This is a genomic window from Streptomyces sp. R818 (assembly GCF_056172735.1).
Map to the genome: position 1 here is coordinate 1,400,399 of NZ_JAOCNE010000003.1, position 16,471 is coordinate 1,416,869.

General features: G+C 71.7%; 16 protein-coding genes, 1 tRNA gene and 2 pseudogenes. 4 read left to right on the forward strand and 15 right to left on the reverse strand.

The features are described from left to right. The first annotated feature begins 43 nt into the window (after positions 1–43). A complete protein-coding gene (locus tag N5I75_RS11480; protein WP_476676605.1) occupies positions 44–1,261 on the forward strand; it encodes a glycosyltransferase 87 family protein in 1,218 nt (405 codons plus the stop codon). Here N5I75_RS11480 and N5I75_RS11485 read toward each other — a convergent pair. The 3 genes from N5I75_RS11485 to N5I75_RS11495 all read right to left on the reverse strand — a co-directional run bounded on the left by N5I75_RS11485 (position 1,230) and on the right by N5I75_RS11495 (position 3,265). After that, complete coding sequence (locus N5I75_RS11485; protein WP_394434192.1) at positions 1,230–1,463, reverse strand: hypothetical protein; 234 nt, start codon at positions 1,461–1,463, stop codon at positions 1,230–1,232. The two genes, N5I75_RS11480 and N5I75_RS11485, sit on opposite strands and share 32 nt — an antisense overlap. A gap of 10 nt (positions 1,464–1,473) precedes the next feature. Next, positions 1,474–1,704: a hypothetical protein gene (locus tag N5I75_RS11490; protein WP_476676606.1), complete on the reverse strand. Its 231-nt coding sequence runs from the start codon at positions 1,702–1,704 to the stop codon at positions 1,474–1,476. A gap of 88 nt (positions 1,705–1,792) precedes the next feature. Continuing rightward, positions 1,793–3,265 (reverse strand): MFS transporter, encoded by a 1,473-nt coding sequence (locus tag N5I75_RS11495; RefSeq protein WP_476676607.1) that lies wholly within the window; start codon positions 3,263–3,265, stop codon positions 1,793–1,795. A 104-nt stretch (positions 3,266–3,369) separates the two neighbouring features. Between N5I75_RS11495 and N5I75_RS11500 the strand changes: the two genes are divergently transcribed. Continuing rightward, positions 3,370–4,398 carry a helix-turn-helix transcriptional regulator gene (locus N5I75_RS11500; RefSeq protein WP_476676608.1) on the forward strand — a complete coding sequence of 343 codons (1,029 nt, stop codon included), beginning with the start codon at positions 3,370–3,372 and terminating at the stop codon, positions 4,396–4,398. Positions 4,399–4,435: 37 nt separating this feature from the next. Here the strand turns inward: N5I75_RS11500 and N5I75_RS11505 are convergent. From N5I75_RS11505 to N5I75_RS11535, 7 genes are all read right to left on the reverse strand, one after another. Beyond that, positions 4,436–4,508: transfer RNA gene (locus N5I75_RS11505), tRNA-Ala, on the reverse strand. A 110-nt stretch (positions 4,509–4,618) separates the two neighbouring features. Next, a complete protein-coding gene (locus N5I75_RS11510) occupies positions 4,619–5,269 on the reverse strand; it encodes a histidine phosphatase family protein (RefSeq protein WP_476676609.1) in 651 nt (216 codons plus the stop codon). Further along, positions 5,266–5,724, reverse strand: coding sequence for a ribosome silencing factor (rsfS, locus tag N5I75_RS11515; protein ID WP_476676610.1), 459 nt, complete (start codon positions 5,722–5,724; stop codon positions 5,266–5,268). Before rsfS ends, N5I75_RS11510 begins: the two co-directional genes overlap by 4 nt. Before the next feature lie 191 nt (positions 5,725–5,915). Then, the gene (locus tag N5I75_RS11520; RefSeq protein ID WP_476676611.1) at positions 5,916–7,607 is read right to left on the reverse strand and encodes an LCP family protein; all 1,692 of its coding nucleotides are present in this window, start codon (positions 7,605–7,607) and stop codon (positions 5,916–5,918) included. Between the two features lie 25 nt (positions 7,608–7,632). Beyond that, positions 7,633–8,295, reverse strand: a complete 663-nt coding sequence (nadD, locus tag N5I75_RS11525) for a nicotinate-nucleotide adenylyltransferase (RefSeq protein ID WP_476676612.1) — start codon at positions 8,293–8,295, stop codon at positions 7,633–7,635. A gap of 59 nt (positions 8,296–8,354) precedes the next feature. After that, a complete protein-coding gene (locus N5I75_RS11530; RefSeq protein WP_476676613.1) occupies positions 8,355–8,519 on the reverse strand; it encodes a hypothetical protein in 165 nt (54 codons plus the stop codon). 147 nt (positions 8,520–8,666) lie between these two features. Continuing rightward, complete coding sequence (locus tag N5I75_RS11535) at positions 8,667–8,825, reverse strand: hypothetical protein (RefSeq protein ID WP_394434177.1); 159 nt, start codon at positions 8,823–8,825, stop codon at positions 8,667–8,669. 156 nt (positions 8,826–8,981) lie between these two features. Between N5I75_RS11535 and N5I75_RS11540 the strand changes: the two genes are divergently transcribed. Beyond that, the gene (locus tag N5I75_RS11540) at positions 8,982–10,286 is read left to right on the forward strand and encodes a M48 family metallopeptidase (RefSeq protein ID WP_476676614.1); all 1,305 of its coding nucleotides are present in this window, start codon (positions 8,982–8,984) and stop codon (positions 10,284–10,286) included. Here the strand turns inward: N5I75_RS11540 and N5I75_RS11545 are convergent. The 5 genes and pseudogenes from N5I75_RS11545 to proB form a co-directional block, all read right to left on the reverse strand. Next, positions 10,184–11,200, reverse strand: a pseudogene (locus N5I75_RS11545) (SCO2583 family membrane protein); the annotation flags it as partial. The gene N5I75_RS11540 and the pseudogene N5I75_RS11545 overlap by 103 nt on opposite strands. A gap of 78 nt (positions 11,201–11,278) precedes the next feature. Further along, a complete protein-coding gene (locus N5I75_RS11550) occupies positions 11,279–11,869 on the reverse strand; it encodes an SCO2584 family spore wall biosynthesis protein (RefSeq protein ID WP_476676615.1) in 591 nt (196 codons plus the stop codon). Between the two features lie 68 nt (positions 11,870–11,937). Then, positions 11,938–13,227: a glutamate-5-semialdehyde dehydrogenase gene (locus N5I75_RS11555; RefSeq protein WP_476676616.1), complete on the reverse strand. Its 1,290-nt coding sequence runs from the start codon at positions 13,225–13,227 to the stop codon at positions 11,938–11,940. Positions 13,228–13,402: 175 nt separating this feature from the next. Further along, positions 13,403–13,921, reverse strand: coding sequence for a hypothetical protein (locus N5I75_RS11560; protein ID WP_476677019.1), 519 nt, complete (start codon positions 13,919–13,921; stop codon positions 13,403–13,405). Between the two features lie 163 nt (positions 13,922–14,084). Then, positions 14,085–15,236 (reverse strand): glutamate 5-kinase, encoded by a 1,152-nt coding sequence (gene proB / locus N5I75_RS11565; protein ID WP_476676617.1) that lies wholly within the window; start codon positions 15,234–15,236, stop codon positions 14,085–14,087. Between the two features lie 243 nt (positions 15,237–15,479). Here proB and N5I75_RS11570 point away from each other — a divergent pair. Beyond that, a pseudogene (locus N5I75_RS11570) lies at positions 15,480–16,471 on the forward strand (hypothetical protein); the annotation flags it as partial.

A 16,471-nucleotide genomic window follows, 5' to 3' on the forward strand; every position in this document is an offset into this window, starting at 1 on the left:
CTGGGCGGAAAGCAGCCGGTTGCTGCCACTAGGGTCGCCTGACGTGACCGCGCTCGTCCTGTCCCGCGCCCCTCGCCGTGTGCCCGTGGCCCTGGCCGTCTGCCTGCTCTCCTTCGGGGGCTTCTGGCTGGCCCAGCGCGCCGCCCACGTCTCGATGATCGACCTGATGGTCTACCGGGCGGAGGGCGCGACCGTACGGACCGGTGGCGACCTGTACGCGCTGCGCACGACGCACGCCCGGCTGCCCACCACCTACCCGCCGTTCGCCGCTCTGCTCTTCGCGCCGCTGACGCTCCTCGACGTCGCCGCCATGCGCGCCGCCGCGACCGTCGCGAACCTCGCGCTCCTTGTCACGTTCGCACGGCTGTCGCTGCGGCTCGTGGGGCGCTCCGCGCGCGTGGAGCACGGCCTGTGGGTGGCGGCGGGCGCCGTGTGGTGCGAACCGGTGTGGACGACACTGCGCTACGGGCAGGTCAATCTCATGCTGGCCGTGCTGATCCTGTGGGACCTGACGCGGCGCCCGGGGAACCGCTGGGCCGGGGTGGGCATCGGGGTGGCCGCCGCGATCAAGCTGACGCCGGCCCTGTTCGTCGTCTTCCTGCTGGCCACGGGTGTCGCCCTGGCCGTCACCGGGCGGGGTGCCTGGCGGTCGTGGCTGCGGCACGCGTGCGTGGCGTCGTGCGCGTTCCTCGGCGCCACGGCGCTCGCCGCCGTCGCGCTGCCGTCGGACTCCTGGCGCTTCTGGACCCGGATGGTCTTCGACGCGGGCCGGGTCGGGCACGCCGAGGACACCGCGAACCAGTCGCTGCGCGGCGTCCTGGCCCGCCTCCTGCACACCGGCGACCCCGGCCCGTGGTGGGCGCTCGCCGCCGCCGTGACGGCCCTGCTGGGCCTGGCGGTCGCCGTCGCGGCGGCGCTGCGCGGACGGCGGGCCGAGGCGGTCGTGGCGTGCGCGACGACGGCGCTCCTGGTCAGCCCGGTCTCCTGGTCGCATCACTGGGTGTGGTGCGTGCCGCTGGCCGTCCTGGTGTGGGAGTCGGGCCACCGGCGCGCCACCGCGCTGCTCGCCGCGCTGTTCTGCTCGTACGCCCTGTGGTGGGTGCCGCACGGCAGCGGGCGCCTCGAACTGCGGCAGAACGGCGCGCAGTTATTACTGTCGGCGCTTTACGTGGGGGCGGGCTGCGCGTTCTTGGCGTACGCGGCGTACGCGGCCTGCACGGCGTACGGGGTCAGGCGCGGGCGAACGAGTAGAACCGCTTGAGCGTGCAGTGCTCGTCGAGGAGGCGGCCGTAGATCGGTTCGCCCTCCAGCTCCCGGTACGTCTCGATCGGGTCGCCTTTTATGATCAGCGCCCGCGCGCACTCCTCGCACCAGTACTGGTAGTTCGGGTTCGTCGGCTCCATGTCGCGCACGATGGGCGTGCCGCTGCCGCACCAATCGCACTTCCGCCTGTGTGCACCCATGTCTATCCGCTCAGCTCCAGCTGTGGCCGCAGGCCGTGCACACGTACGAGATCCCGCCGTTGTCGCCCAGCATCTGGGCGACATGGAGGGAGCCGCAGGACGGACAGTCGAGGGGAACATCCATGACAGGGGGCACATCACCGGAGGATCGGGGCGGGAACCGCAGGGTCGACGAGGACTTCGCAGGTGACACGGGGACACCGAGGAGACGGTCGGTCTCCTCGATGATGCTCAAGGGCATCGTGCGGTTCCTCCCCTCGGGCCGTTCCCACCGGTCGGACTCAGCCCCCTTCCGGCCGTCCGATTCTGCCACGGCCGGAGCAATACGGTCAGCGACGCCTGCGTACCAGTCCGGATACGGCGCCCAGGGCGGCCGCTCCCGCCAGCGCATAGGTGCACATCAGGAGCGCGTCCGCAGAGGTATACGCCCCTGAGGCTCCGGCCGTTTCCACGCGATGGAGGAAAAGTGCGCCAAAAGCGGCCACCCCCAGAAGTTGGCCGAGTTGCGTCACTGTGGCGAGCAGTCCGCTGGCGTCGGCCGCGTCCTCGGGCCGCACTGTGGCGAGCGCCCGGGTGAGCGTCGGGCTGAACCCGAGGGAGAGCCCGGCGCCGAGCGTCATGAAGGACGCGTAGAGCCAGAGTCCGCCGTCTCCGCCGCCGCGCAGAGCGAACCCGGTGCCGAGCGCCCCTGCCGCCGCGAGGACGAACCCGGCCGGGGTCAGCGCTTGTTGCCACCGCGCCGGCCAGCGCCGCCAGGTCAGCCCGACCGCTCCGAACACGACGGCGGCGGGCGCGAACGTCAGGCCGCCGCGCAGCGCGCTGTACCCGAGGCCGCTCTGGAGGTGCAGCGTCAGCGCGAACAGGAAACCGGCGTTCACGGCCATCGCCATGAGGATCCGGAGGACGGCCAGGCCGATCCCGGGCAGGCGCAGCACCCGCGGCGCGATCAGCGGTGCGCCGCCGCGCCGGGCGAGCGCTGCCTCGTAGGCGCAGAACAGCGCGAAGACGACGACGGAGCCGGCCAGGCACAGCCAGGACCACAGCGGCCAGTGCGCCTCCTGGCCGAGCACGAGCGGCACGGTGAGCAGGCAGACGGCGCCGCCGAGGAGGACGAGCCCCGGCAGGTCGAGCGGGCGCGCCCGTTCCGCCCTGCGCACACCGTCGCGGGGCAGCTCGCGGTGGCCGAGGACGAGCAGCGCCAGGCCGACGGGAACGTTCACCAGGAACACCGCGCGCCAGCCCGTGCCGAGGAGATCGGCGCTGACCAGGACGCCGCCGAGCACCTGCCCGGCCGCCGCGCCGACGGCGAGGACCGCCGCGTAGGCGCCGAGCGCGCGGGTGCGGGCCTCGCCGGTCGAGTGGCGCTGGACGAGGCTGAGCACCTGCGGGATCATCAGCGCCGAACCCGCACCCTGCGCCATCCGGAACGCGATCAACTGGCCGCTGCTCTGCGCCAGTCCGCAGGCGAGCGAGGCGGCGGTGAACAGCGCGAGTCCGCCGAGCACGGCCCGGCGGTGCCCGAACAGGTCGCCGAGGCGCGCGCCGGTGATCAGGAGCACCGCGTACGTGATGGTGTAACCGGCGATGACCAGCTGCAACGCGGCCCCCGACGCGTGCAGTTCGGTGCGGAGGGTGGGAGCGGCGACGTTCACGATGAACACGTCGAGCACGGCCATGAACTGGGCGGTGAGCACCACCGCGAGCAGCCTGCCGGGGCGGCCCGTCGTGCCGTTGTCAGTGGCGGCGGCTTTACTGGATCGGTGGGTTGGGGAGCGCGGGCTCTCCGGAGTGGTGGTCGTCATGGTGCGAGCCTGGCGGCGGCCGGGCCCGGGTCGTGAGAGCCCGCTGATGCTGGTACCGGCAGCACCCGGTACGCGCCTTCCGGGGCGCGTGGCCGGCGCGCACGATGGGGGATGTGAGGACGATGACCGCGACGGACCGCACTGCGCAGACGAGGGCGGAGCACTCGGCGAGGGACACGACGGAGGCGAGGGCGGAGCACCCCGCGAGGGACACCGCGGGGCGCACGGCCGACCGCCGCAGGCCCGAGCTGGCCGCTTTCCTGCGCAGCCGCCGCGCCAGAGTGACCCCGCAGGACGTCGGCATGGCGCCGGGCCCGCGCAGGCGCACCCCCGGGCTGCGCCGCGAGGAGGTCGCGCAGCTCTCCGGTGTCGGCGTCACCTGGTACACGTGGCTGGAGCAGGGCCGCCCCATCAACGCCTCGCCGCAGGTCCTGGACGCGGTGGCGCGCACGCTGCGCCTCGGGCGGCCGGAGCGGGAGCACCTGTACCAGCTGGCGGGGGTGGCGTACGACGCGGCGCCGGAGGCCGTCGCGCAGGCGGTCGCGGCGGATGTGCAGGGCGTTCTCGACGCCATGGACCCGCTCCCGGCGGTGGTCTACAACGCGCGGTACGACCTGCTGGCCACGAACCTCGCGTACCGCCTGCTCTTCCGGGTCCGCACGGATCTGCGGGACGCCGGGACGGGGCGGGTGGCCAATGCCATGTGGACGCTGTTCGTGACGCCGGACGAGCTGTGCCCGCTGCTCTTCCGGGAGGACGAGCTGCCCGTCATGGTGGGCATCCTGCGCTCGGCGTACGGGCGGCATGTGGGCGAGCCGGCCTGGGAGGAGTTCATCCGCGCCCTGTCCGGGGCCAGCGACTGCTTCGACAAGCTGTGGCGGGGCGGGGACGTCGCGCCGCCGGGCAAGTACGTCAAGACGTTCCAGCACCAGGCGCTCGACGGGGAGCTGCGCATGACCTCGACGTCCCTGTCGATCGACAACCTGCCGGAGTGCCGGATCGTGGTGTACACGCCGGTGGACGAGGAGACGCGCGAGCTGCTCGGCGCACTGCGCGCGGACGACGAAAGGTCCGGCGGCAACGAAGGGTCCGGCGGCAACGAAAGGCCCAACAACGAAAGATCCCGCCCCTGACGGGACGGGATCTTCGGCATCTCTCGGACACTTCCTGTGGAGCTAAGGAGAATTGAACTCCTGACCTCCTGCATGCCATGCAGGCGCTCTACCAACTGAGCTATAGCCCCTTGCTGCGTTCTCTCCCCCGGTTGTTTTCCCGGCGGCCCGAACAAGAAGAACTTTAGCCTGCGACCTGCCGGAAAGTGAAATCCGGCCCCCGCTCCCCGCGGGGACCGGCTCAGTCGTCGTCGCCGAGGACGGGCTCGGGCAGCGTGCCCGCGTTGTGCTCGAGCAGCCGCCAGCCGCGGGCGCCCTCGCCGAGGACGGACCAGCAGCAGTTCGACAGACCCCCGAGCCCCTCCCAGTGGTGGGACTCCAGACCCAGGAGGCGGCCGATGGTGGTGCGGATGGTGCCGCCGTGGCTGACCACGACGAGCAGGCCGTCCTCGGAGAGCTTGTCCGCGTGCCGCAGCACGACGGGCGCGGCCCGGTCGGCGACCTCGGTCTCCAGTTCGCCGCCGCCGCGGCGCACCGGCTCGCCGCGCTTCCACGCCGCGTACTGCTCGCCGTACCGGGCGATGATCTCGTCGTGCGTGAGGCCCTGCCACTCACCCGCGTACGTCTCGCGCAGGTTCTCGTCGTACGCGACGTCGAGGCCGGTCAGGGCGGCCAGCTCGGCGGCGGTGGACGCGGCCCGCTTCAGGTCGGAGGCGACGATGGCGTCCGGCTTCAGCGAGGCGAGCAGCCGGGCCGCGCGGCGGGCCTGGGCGACGCCGGTCTCGGTCAGCTCGATGTCCGTGGAGCCCTGGAAGCGGCGCTCCAGGTTCCAGGACGTCTGGCCGTGCCGCCACAGGATGACGCGGCGGCCCCGGGTGGAGCCGCTGGTCAAAGCACCTCACCGCCGAGGTCGCGGATCTCCTCCGCCTCTGCCGCGGCCTGCTCGCGCTGGGAGTGCTCGGCGGCCTTGCCGCGGGTGGCCTTGGCGTCGGCGGGCAGCTCCAGCTCGGGGCAGTCCTTCCACAGCCGCTCCAGGGCGTAGAAGACGCGCTCCTCGCTGTGCTGGACGTGGACGACGATGTCGACGTAGTCGAGCAGGATCCAGCGGGCGTCGCGGTCGCCCTCGCGGCGGACCGGCTTGGTGCCGAGCTGCTTGTTCAGCTGCTCCTCGATCTCGTCGACGATCGACTTGACCTGGCGGTCGTTGGGCGCGGAGGCGAGCAGGAAGGCGTCCGTGATGGACAGCACATCGCTGACGTCGTAGGCGATGATGTCGTGCGCGAGCTTGTCGGCGGCCGCCTGCGCGGCGACGGTGATGAGCTCGAGGGAACGGTCAGTGGCGGTCACTACAAGGCTTTCGGTCGGCGGTCAGAGCCCCGGAGATGTCACGGCCGGGGGTACCTCAAGGGTCTCACGGACCGCCGGATGGCCTTACGGCTTTCCCGGCGGCCCCGGTCCGCAGCGATGTCCACGGATTCCAGGGCCGCCGGAAGGCATCACAGGCCGGACGTCACGGGCCGGACGTCACGAGCCGCACGTCACGAGCCGCTGTAGTCCTGGCCGAGGACGACGGACACGTCCGCGTTGGACGCGGCCTTGTCCTTCTTCACGGCCGACGTCGGCAGGCCGAGCGTCTTGGCGACCTCGACGGCGTCCTGCTTGCGGGCGTCGTCGCCGTAGGTGACCTGGGACGTGGCGACCGAGCCGCCGTTGCCGCCCGCGACGAAGGTGTAGCCGCCGTTGACCAGGGCGACGCGGGCCTTCTCGGTGCGGGAGGCGGCTCCGGTCGCGTTCTTGACGGCGACGCGCAGCGAGTCACCGGCGGCGGGTGCCTTGACGGTGCCGCCGAGGACGTCCTTCACGACGGAGTCCGCGGTCGCCTCGGAGAGGGTGCCGTTCGCCTGCACCGGCAGCAGGGCGGTCTTGTAGTCGCCCTCCTTGGCGTGGTCGGCGAGCTTGGCGAGGAAGGCGCCGAGGTCCTTCTCGGTCAGCGACGGGTCGAGGATCTGGGCGAGGGTCTGCACGGTGGTGGTCGCGGCCTGCGGGTCGGACGACAGCTTGCGCAGCACGGCCTGCATGACCTGCCCGAACCGCATGAGCTGCGCCGTGTCGGCCTCGCCCTTGCCCCGGTAGGTGGCGTACGCGACGGCCATCGGGCCGCTGAGGGTCTGCGCCTCGCCCTTGTGGACGAGGGTGGTGCCCTTCTTGGCGGGGTCGGGGACGTCGGTGTCCGTGTCGACCTCGATGTTGCCGACGAGTTCGACGAGGTTGTTGAGGTACGGGGTGTCGAGCCGCCAGGTGCCCTCGATCTCCGTGCCGAGGAGGGTGTCGACGGCGCCGCTGGTGCCGGAGGAGCCGTCCTCGTCGACGGACTTGCCGAGGGTGGTGGCGGAGCCGTCGTCGCCGCTCAGGGCGAGGGAGTTGGGGAGCAGGACGGTGCTGCCCTGCTTCGTCGTGGTGTTGTTCACGAGCAGCGCCGAGGAGGTGCCGCCGCCCTTGGTGTTGTGCAGGTGGACGACGATGACGTCACGGTTCTGCGGACCGGTCGCGGCGGCGGCGCCCGCCTTCTTGTCGTCCTTGGAGAAGAAGGGCAGCTTGCCCGCGTAGGCGAGGTACCCGACGCCGCCGACCAGGCACAGGGCGAGGACGACGATGAGCGCGACGACCCGGCCGCGGGCGCGGCGCCGCGCCTCCTCGCGCCGCTCGCTGCGCGACTCGGTGAACTTCAGCCAGTCGATGACGTCTTCGGAGTTCTCGTCCGGCTCCTCGACGAAGGAGAACTGCTCGGTGCGGTAGTCCCGGTCCGGTTCGCCCTGCTGGTCCCGCTCGCCCCGCCGGCCCTGCGGCTCCTGCTGCTCCTGCGGCGGCGCCGCCTGCTGCGGGATGTAGGCGGTGGCCTGCTCGGTCTGCTGGTGCACCTGGTGCACCTGCTGGGCCTGCTGCCCGTGGTGCTGCCCTTGCTGCGGCTGCCCGTACGGGTCGTAGGCGCCGGTGGCGTACTGCCCCTGGGCGGCGTACGGGTCCCCGGTGGCGTACGGGTCATAGGTCTGGGCCGGCTGCTGCTGCCCCGGCTGCTGCTGTCCCGTCGCCCCCGTCGCATACGGGTCGTAGCCGTACTCGTACGACGGCGCCTGCTGGGCCTGCCGGTAGACCGGCCGGCCGAACTCGTCGTAGCCGACCAGCTCGTACCTCTCGTCACGCTGGTCGTAACCGTCGTAGCGGTCGTTCACCGATGCCCCTCTCGGCGGTGCAGGGTCATTCGCCTCGGTACAGCCGGCGTTTGTCGATGTAGCGCACCACACCGTCCGGCACCATGTACCAGATGGGGTCCCCCTTGGCGACCCTGTCCCGGCAGTCCGTGGACGAGATCGCGAGCGCGGGCACCTCGACGAGCGAGACACCGCCCTCGGGGAGCCCCGGGTCGGTGAGCGGGTGGCCGGGCCGGGTGACGCCGATGAAGTGTGCCAGGGAGAAGAGCTCTTCGGTGTAACGCCAGGTGAGGATCTGGCCCAGGGCGTCGGCGCCCGTGATGAAGAAGAGGTCCGTGTCCGGATTGAGCGCGCGCAGGTCGCGCAGGGTGTCCGTGGTGTACGTCGGACCGCCGCGGTCGATGTCGATGCGGCTCACCGAGAACTGCGGGTTCTCGGCGGTCGCGATGACCGTCATCAGATAGCGGTCCTCGGGCGGGGACACGTTCTTGTCGCTCTTCTGCCACGGCTGCCCGGTCGGTACGAAGACCACCTCGTCGAGGTGGAACTGCGCGGCGACCTCACTGGCCGCCACCAGGTGTCCGTGGTGGATCGGGTCGAACGTTCCGCCCATGACGCCGAGACGTCGCTTGGCGGGCGTTTCCCGCTCGTGGTCCGGGCCGCCGGCCGGGCTGTTGACCGGGCCGGTAGGCATGTCCTGCGCTCCCATGCGTGCAGAGCCTACTGGCCCGGTCCGAGTGGTTCGCGCCGCGGGGCCGAGCGGTCCGCTCAGCGGTCGCGGTTGAAGCGGGTGGTGATCCACAGCAGGAGGATCAGGATGACGAACGCGGCACCACCCGTCAGCAGGGGGCTGATGCTCTCGTGGTTGCCGCCGTGCTCGCCGCCCTCGGCGGCGAGAGTGGCCAGTTGGGCAGCGGTGCTGGGGAGGCTCATCGTCAGCAGGACCTATCCGGTGTGGGATCGGGTGTGATCGGGATAAAGACTTCCCGCCCATCGTAAGCGGGCGGTCTCCCGCCGCTCACGCCGACTCTGCCGTACGGGTCCGAAAGCCGGGTCCGCCACCCGGGTCCGGAACCGGGCTCAGTCGTCGCGCTTGTAGCCCCGCAGCAGGAACCAGGCCATGAAGACGGCGCCGAGTATGGCCACGACCAGGACGATGCGCAGCAGGCTGCCGGGGCCCTGATCGGACGCGGCGGCGACGGCGTGGCCGAGGCCCGCGCCGACTGAGTGGTGATCCATCACGGTTCGCTCCTTCTGTGTGCTGCCCCGCCACGGTAACTCCGCCTAATGTGGATCCCGCCTCGGGGGCACAACCGAACACAGCGACACGCGCGTCCACATAGGTGCGGAGCCGTACCGACCCGCGCATCGACAGGCCATCGACATGGGGGGCCCATGCCCGACGTACCGAACGAGCGACACGACAACGTACCCAGCAGGCAGCGCAGGCGCTTCCCCGGAATCTCCTCGCGGGCGTACGAGCACCCGGCGGACCGCTCGGCGCTGGTGGCGCTGCGGAAGCTGACCGGCTTCGACACCGTCTTCAAGGCGCTGAGCGGCCTGCTGCCGGAGCGCAGTCTGCGTCTGCTGTTCCTGTCGGACTCCGTGCGCGTCTCGGACGACCAGTTCGCGCACCTGAACTCGATGCTGCGGGACGCCTGTTACATCCTGGACCTGGAGAAGGTCCCGCCGATGTACGTGAACCAGGACCCGCAGCCGAACGCGATGTGCATCGGCCTGGACGAGCCCATCATCGTCGTCACGACGGGTCTGATGGAGCTGCTCGACGAGGAGGAGATGCGGGCGGTCGTCGGCCACGAGGTGGGCCACGCGCTCTCCGGCCACTCGGTCTACCGGACGATATTGCTCTTCCTGACCAGCCTCGCGCTGCGCGTGGCGTGGATTCCGCTCGGCAACCTCGCGATCATGGCGATCGTGACGGCGCTGCGCGAGTGGTTCCGCAAGTCCGAACTCTCGGCGGACCGCGCCGGTCTCCTCGTCGGCCAGGACCTCAAGGCCTCCATGCGCGGCCTGATGAAGATCGCGGGCGGCAACCACCTGCACGAGATGAACGTGGACGCGTTCCTCAAGCAGGCCGAGGAGTACGAGGCCGGGGGCGATCTGCGCGACTCGGTCCTGAAGATCCTGAACGTGATGCCGCGCTCCCACCCGTTCACGACGGTGCGCGCCGCCGAGCTGAAGAAGTGGGCGGAGACCCGCGACTACCAGCGTCTGATGGACGGGCACTACCCGCGCCGCACCGAGGACAAGGACACCTCGGTGACCGACTCCTTCCGTGAGTCGGCCGCGCACTACACCGACCACGTGAAGAACTCGAAGGACCCGCTGATGAAGCTGGTCAGCGACATCGCGGGCGGCGCGGGCGACCTCGGCGGCCGGGTCCGGCGCGGCTTCGGCGGCTTCGGCACCGGGGGCGGGTCGGGCAGCGGGGCCGGCGGGGCGAAGGGCGGCGGCAACGACGGCAACCACGGCTCGGCGGACGACGCGAGGCTGGCCCGGGGCGGGGGTCAGACGGACGGCTGGGCGCTCGGTGCGAGCGCGCCGCACAGCCGGTCGACCGCCCGTCGCGACGGGTCGGTGCCCGCCGGGCCGTCCTGCGTCGCCGTCTCGCCCGCGAGCAGCGGGTGCAGGTGCTCGGACTGGTCGGCGGAGCAGGAGAGCGGCCCGGCCTGGACGTAGGAGACGAGCAGCTCGGTCTGGTGGTTGCGCAGGTCGTCGCGGTCGAAGCGGAAGTGCAGCTCGCGGCGGACGGTGAACAGGGAGGCGCGGGCCCCGGCGTCGACGGCGGCGCCGACCGGGCGCAGCGCGTAGACGAAGGTGTGGTCCGCGGTCACTTCCAGGGTGTCGGTCGTGGTCTCGACGGCGTTCAGGGTGCCACGTACGCGGATGTGCGGGTCGGCGAGTTCGGCCTCGGCGGGGTCGAAGCGGACGAGCCAGCCGGTCGCGGCGTGCCGCCCGTCCATGGCGGGCCGGTCGAAGCTCTGGTCGAACTGGTCGAGCTGCCCGGGGTCGACGAGCATACGGACGGGCCGCACCGCTCCCCCGGTGAGCACGTCCGGGTCGAGCGAGGAGTCGACGAGGTAGTCCTTGACGGTGGTCAGGGCGGTGACGACCTGGCTGTCGGAGAAGTGCGCGGTGCGCCGGCCCTCGGGCGGCAGCGTGATGCCGTCGGCGGCGGTGGAGAACCGCGCGGCCGGGCTGTGCCGGTACAGCTCGCGGACGGAGGCGGCGCCGGGCACCTTGGCGTCCGGGGCGAGCGGGATCACGGTCATCCGCAGCGGTTCGGGGTCGCGGGCGGACGGGGTCGCGCGGTACGGACTGCGGACGCCCATGTAGATCGCGGTGCCGAAGGCGATGACGATCAGGACGACGAGGATGACGGCCTGGCGGGTGAGGCCGCGGCGCAGCGCGGGGGTGCGGCGCACGGCGGGCGCGTGGTCGGAGATGCGTTCCTGGGCGGAGAACTCCTGGAGGCGGGCGGCGCGGACGAAGGACTCGTCGAACACGACGGAGCCGTATTCGTCCTCGCTTCCGCCGCCACCGGCGGGGCCACCTTCCGGTGTCCCCTCCGGGGGGTCTCCTGGGCCGCCCATACCTTCAGGTTAGGTCCCCGGGTCGTTGAGTAAACGCCCTCGTGCGCGACAACTTCCGCCGTCCGTGCACAGCGCCGCTCAAGGGGTTCGCGGGACCGCCGAAACCGCAGGCCGCGAGTGGTCGACGGAGGCGGAGGGCGGGCCTGGGAGACCCTTCTCCAGTTCGGTCGTGGCGGGCGGCGGCACCTGCTCCTGGCGGCCCGAGGAGGCGCCCCGGTAGACGGCGGTGAAGGCGAGGGCGACCATGCCGACGCCCATGAGCAGGGCGAGCGCCCAGGCGACGGGCCTGCGCCAGCGGACCATGCCCGGGTGCGGGCCGCCCCGGCCGTCCTGCTCCAGGCCCTCCTCGTACAGGGCGTCGGCGTCGTCGTGCAGGCGGCCGGATCCGGCCGCGCCGCCGGGGCCGTATCCGTCTCCGTCGTCGTAGAAGTCGTCGTCGGGGCCGCGGCGGGTGCGGGCTCTGCGGGCCTCGGCCTCCTGGGCCTCGGCGCGGGCCTGGGCCGCGGCGAGCAGGCGTTCGACCGCGGTGGGCTCATGGACCTCGGCGGCCTTCACGAAGTCCTCGTCGAAGACCACGGAGGCGAACTCTTCGTCCCAGCCCCCGCGGTCGTGGTCGTCGTCGGGCTCCGGGCCGTCCGGGAACGGCGCGCCACCCACGTCCTCCGGCACCCGTCCAGAGTAGACCGGAGGGGTCAATTTGGGCAGACGGTGCGGAAATCTACGTCACCCCGAACGGCTCAGCGGGTGTGGCCGTCGCCGGTGACGATGTACTTGGTGCTGGTCAGCTCGGGCAGGCCCATCGGGCCGCGGGCGTGCAGCTTCTGGGTGGAGATGCCGATCTCGGCGCCGAAGCCGAACTGGCCGCCGTCGGTGAACCGGGTGGAGGCGTTGACCGCGACGGTCGTGGAGTCGACCAACTGGGTGAAGCGGCGGGCCGCGCGCTGGTCGGTGGTGACGATGGCCTCGGTGTGCCCGGAGGACCAGAGCCGGATGTGTTCGACGGCCTTGTCGAGGTCGTCGACGACGGCGGCGGCGATGTCGTACGAGAGGTACTCGGTCTCCCAGTCCTCGTGGGTCGCCTCGACGACGGTGGCCTTGGAGCGGTCGGCGAAGGCGAGGACCCGCGGGTCGGCGTGGACGGTGACGCCCGCGTCGGCGAGGGCGTCCAGGGCGCGCGGCACGAAGGTCTCGGCGATGTCCTGATGGACGAGGAGCGTCTCGGCGGCGTTGCAGACGGAGGGGCGCTGCGCCTTGGAGTTGATCAGGATGTCGACGGCCATGTCGATGTCGGCGTGGGCGTCGACGTAGACGTGGCAGTTGCCGGTGCCGGTCTCGATGACGGGGACGATCGAGTTCTCGACGACGTTCTTGATGAGGGAGGCGCCGCCGCGCGGGATGAGGACGTCGACGAGGCCGCGGGCGCGCATCAGCTCGGTGACCGAGTCGCGGCTCTCGCCGGGCACGAGCTGCACGGCGTCGGCGGGCAGGCCGCTGCCGCCGACGGCGTCGCGCAGCACGCGCACGAGCGCGGTGTTCGAGGCGTACGCGGAGGAGCTGCCGCGCAGCAGCACGGCGTTGCCGGACTTGAGGCAGAGGGCGGCGGCGTCGACCGTGACGTTCGGCCGGGCCTCGTAGATGATGCCGACGACGCCGAGGGGGACGCGGACCTGGCGCAGGTCGATCCCGTTGGGGAGGGTGTTGCCGCGGACGACGGTGCCGACCGGGTCGGGCAGGGCGATGACGTCGCGCACGTCGGAGGCGATGGCGCGGACCCGCTCGGGGGTGAGGGTGAGCCGGTCGATGATCGACTCGCTGGTGCCGGCCTCGCGGGCGCGGGCGATGTCCTCCGCGTTGGCCTCGACGATCTCCGCCGTACGGACTTCGAGGGCGTCGGCGATGGCCGCGAGCGCGTCGTCCTTCTCGGCGCGCGGCAGCGGGGCGAGGTCGTTGGCGGCGCCGCGGGCGCGGTAGGCGGCCCGGGTGACGGGGGTCATCGAGTCGTACGGGTTGAGCGAAGGCGACGTCATGCACCGCAGGGTAACGGGGGACGAGCGGGCGTCCAGATCCTGTTCCGGGAGGTGAGACATGGCCGAAAAGGGGCAGGCCGGCGCCGGGGAGTCGTTTGAAACGGGTGCCTGCCCGAAATGTGGCGCCCGTCAAGAATGTGCACGTTCAACAGTCGCACCGGGCGGGGTCGAGCTCTCAGAACGGGTGGACACCCACCGGGGTCGCCGGCAGCGGTCCGTGGCCCTCGGCGATGCGGTGGTGGTAGGTCTCGCGGTCGATGACCTCCAGGCCGACGATCTCCCAGGGCGGCAGCTGCGAGGTCTGGCGGTGCTCGCCCCACAGGCGCAGCGCGACGGCCGCCGCGTCGTGCAGGTCCCGGGCCTCCTCCCAGTAGCGGATCTCCGCGTGGTCGACGGCGTAACGGCTGGTCAGGAGGAAGGGGTGGTCGTGGGCGAGCTGTTCGAGGCCGCGGCGGACCTCGGCGAGGGGCGCCTCGGCGCCGGAGACGGTGAGCGTGATGTGCCAGAGCCGGGGGCCCTCTTCGGCCATGCCCCTGCTGTCGGATCCCGCGTCCCCCGCGGTCTCCTCCTCGTACGCGTCCCCGGCGGCCACGCTGGTCAGTGCCCGCTCCGCCGACGCTCGGGGCGTCGCCCCCGGGCGCGCTCGTCTCACGACGGCCTCCTTTGCGCAATGGTCGTGCGGAACTCTCCGCATGTCCGCGTGCACACGCACTGCGTGAACATGCTCTGCATGAACTGCCTGCATCAAGAGTTGAGCAGGACGCGAGTCCTCTTGGGGTGGTTTTACGGAAGGTCCCCCGCGGGTGGCAGGCTTTCGGCCGATTGCACAACGCTTTCGAAGGCGACCGGCCCCCGGATCACGCCCGGAGGAGGACCAGATCGTCCGCGTGTACGACTTCGCGCTCGTACGCGGGGCCGAGCGCGCGGGCCAGTTCGCGGGTGGAGCGGCCGATCAGTTGCGGGATCTCCTTGGCGTCGAAGTTGACGAGGCCGCGGGCGACGGCGCGGCCCTCGCCGTCCCGCAGCTCGACCGGGTCGCCCGCGCTGAACTCACCCTCGACGGCCGCGATCCCGGCCGGGAGCAACGACGTACGGCGCTCGACGACGGCCCGGACGGCGCCGTCGTCGAGGGTGAGGGAACCGCGCGGGGTGGACGCGTGCTGGAGCCAGAGCAGCCGGTCGGCGCTGCGGCGGCCCGTGCGGTGGAAGTAGGTGCCGGTGTCGCGGGCGGCGAGGGCGTCGGCGGCGTGGCTGGCGCTGGTGAGGACGACGGGGATGCCGGCCGCGGCGGCGATGGAGGCGGCCTCGACCTTGGTGACCATGCCGCCGGTGCCGACGCCCGCCTTTCCGGCGCTGCCGATCTTGACGTGGGCGATGTCGGCGGGGCCGCGCACCTCGGCGATGCGGGAGGTGCCGGGTTTGCTGGGATCGCCGTCGTAGAGGCCGTCGACGTCGGAGAGGAGGACGAGCAGGTCGGCGTGGACGAGGTGGGCGACGAGGGCGGCGAGCCGGTCGTTGTCGCCGAAGCGGATCTCGTCGGTGGCGACGGTGTCGTTCTCGTTGACGACCGGCAGGGCGCCCATGGTGAAGAGCTGGTCGACGGTGCGCGAGGCGTTGCGGTGGTGGGTGCGCCTCGCCATGTCGTCGCTGGTGAGGAGGATCTGGCCGACGCGGACGCCGTAGCGCGCGAAGGAGGCGGTGTAGCGGGCGACGAGGAGCCCCTGGCCGACGCTGGCGGCGGCCTGCTGGCGGGCGAGGTCCTTGGGGCGGCGGCTGAGGCCGAGCGGGGCGAGCCCGGCGGCGATGGCACCGGAGGAGACGAGGACGATCTCCTTGCCGCCACCACTCGAGGAGCCGCCGTGGTGTTTGGCGAGGACGTCCACGAGGGCGTCGACCCGGTCCGCGTCCAGGCCCCCCGCGGCCGTGGTGAGCGATGACGATCCGACCTTGACGACGATCCGGCGCGCTTCCGCCACGCCCTGCCGTGCCGCACGTGTTGCCCCTGACATGCCGCGCAATGTACGTGACGTGGCCATGGGCTTGCCGCCCGGTTTCGAGGGGCGGACACGCCGGACGGGGATTTGGACCCCCGAGTCGCGTGCCCTTTGCCCCTTTTTAGGGTGATTGCCGTCACGGAGGATTGCTACGGGACCGCTCGAAGTCATACGGTCAGTGGTCAGCCTTTTCACGCCTGACCCCCTTACTGCCTGACCCCTACTGATCCCCTCCTATTCCTGCCAGGAGCCCAGCCCGTGCCCTCCGCCGGACTTGCCCCGCGCCGCATCGTGCAGCTCTCAGCGCTGCTGGCGATGTTCGCGCTCTTCGTGGCCCAGCTCGTCAGCGCGTCCCTCCCGAACGTCCCGGTGTTCGTCGCCACGAGCGCGGCCGGCCTCGCGCTCGACACGTACCTGCAGTACCGGCAGCCGGGCCTGCTGTCCCTCCTGGCCAAGGTGCGCTTCGACGTCACCGTGCGACAGCTGCTGCGCGACATGCTGATCTTCGTCGGCCTGCTGCGCATCGACGGCATCGACCCGACGGGTGAGCAGGCGCCACTCCTCTTCGCGCTGCTCGCCGTGTACGTGCTGCACTTCGGCTGCCAGGCCGCCGCGGTCCTGGTCCGCCGCACGCGTACGCTGCCGATCCTCACCCGCAACATCGACGCCTCGGCGCTGCGCCTGTCCGCCGCGCCGCCGCGCATCCTGGCCCGCCGGCCCAGCCACCGCCTGCTCGCCTTCTCCATTCCGGCCACCGCGGGCCTGCTGGTCACGGCCGCGACGACCGACGCCTACTGGGGCGGCATCGGCATCGGCCTCTCCCTCGTCCTCTTCGGCGGCGGCGCGCTCTACCTGGCCACCTGGCTGCTCCCGAAGAAGCGGTCGCTGAACGAGGCCAAGGTCATGGAGTGGCTCGACAAGTGGCTCGCGGAGTACAAGCCGACCGTCGCCATGTACTTCTCGGGCGGCACGACCTCCGCGTACCAGGCGAACATGTGGCTCTCCACCCTCGCCGACGTGGACGGCAAGCCGCTGATCGTGCTGCGCGAACGCTTCATGGTCAACAAGATCGACGCCACCGACGTGCCGATCATCTGCTTCCCGAAGGTCGCCACGATGTTCTCCCTGGAGAACTCGACGCTGAAGATGATGCTGCACCCGGCGAACGCCGCGAAGACCTCGCAGGTGCTGCGCATCCCGACGATCAAGCACGCCTTCATCAACCACGGCGAGTCCGACAAGCTCTCGTC

Excerpts from the sequence above, each read along its gene's own strand:
- N5I75_RS11485 (WP_394434192.1), bottom strand. The coding sequence starts at position 1,463 with ATGGGTGCACACAGGCGGAAGTGCGATTGGTGCGGCAGCGGCACGCCC.
- N5I75_RS11490 (WP_476676606.1), bottom strand. The coding sequence starts at position 1,704 with ATGCCCTTGAGCATCATCGAGGAGACCGACCGTCTCCTCGGTGTCCCC.
- N5I75_RS11495 (WP_476676607.1), bottom strand. The coding sequence starts at position 3,265 with ATGACGACCACCACTCCGGAGAGCCCGCGCTCCCCAACCCACCGATCC.
- N5I75_RS11500 (WP_476676608.1), top strand. The coding sequence starts at position 3,370 with ATGGGGGATGTGAGGACGATGACCGCGACGGACCGCACTGCGCAGACG.
- nadD (WP_476676612.1), bottom strand. The coding sequence starts at position 8,295 with ATGGGAGCGCAGGACATGCCTACCGGCCCGGTCAACAGCCCGGCCGGC.
- N5I75_RS11530 (WP_476676613.1), bottom strand. The coding sequence starts at position 8,519 with ATGAGCCTCCCCAGCACCGCTGCCCAACTGGCCACTCTCGCCGCCGAG.
- N5I75_RS11535 (WP_394434177.1), bottom strand. The coding sequence starts at position 8,825 with ATGGATCACCACTCAGTCGGCGCGGGCCTCGGCCACGCCGTCGCCGCC.
- N5I75_RS11540 (WP_476676614.1), top strand. The coding sequence starts at position 8,982 with ATGCCCGACGTACCGAACGAGCGACACGACAACGTACCCAGCAGGCAG.
- N5I75_RS11555 (WP_476676616.1), bottom strand. The coding sequence starts at position 13,227 with ATGACGTCGCCTTCGCTCAACCCGTACGACTCGATGACCCCCGTCACC.
- N5I75_RS11560 (WP_476677019.1), bottom strand. The coding sequence starts at position 13,921 with ATGCGGAGAGTTCCGCACGACCATTGCGCAAAGGAGGCCGTCGTGAGA.
- proB (WP_476676617.1), bottom strand. The coding sequence starts at position 15,236 with ATGTCAGGGGCAACACGTGCGGCACGGCAGGGCGTGGCGGAAGCGCGC.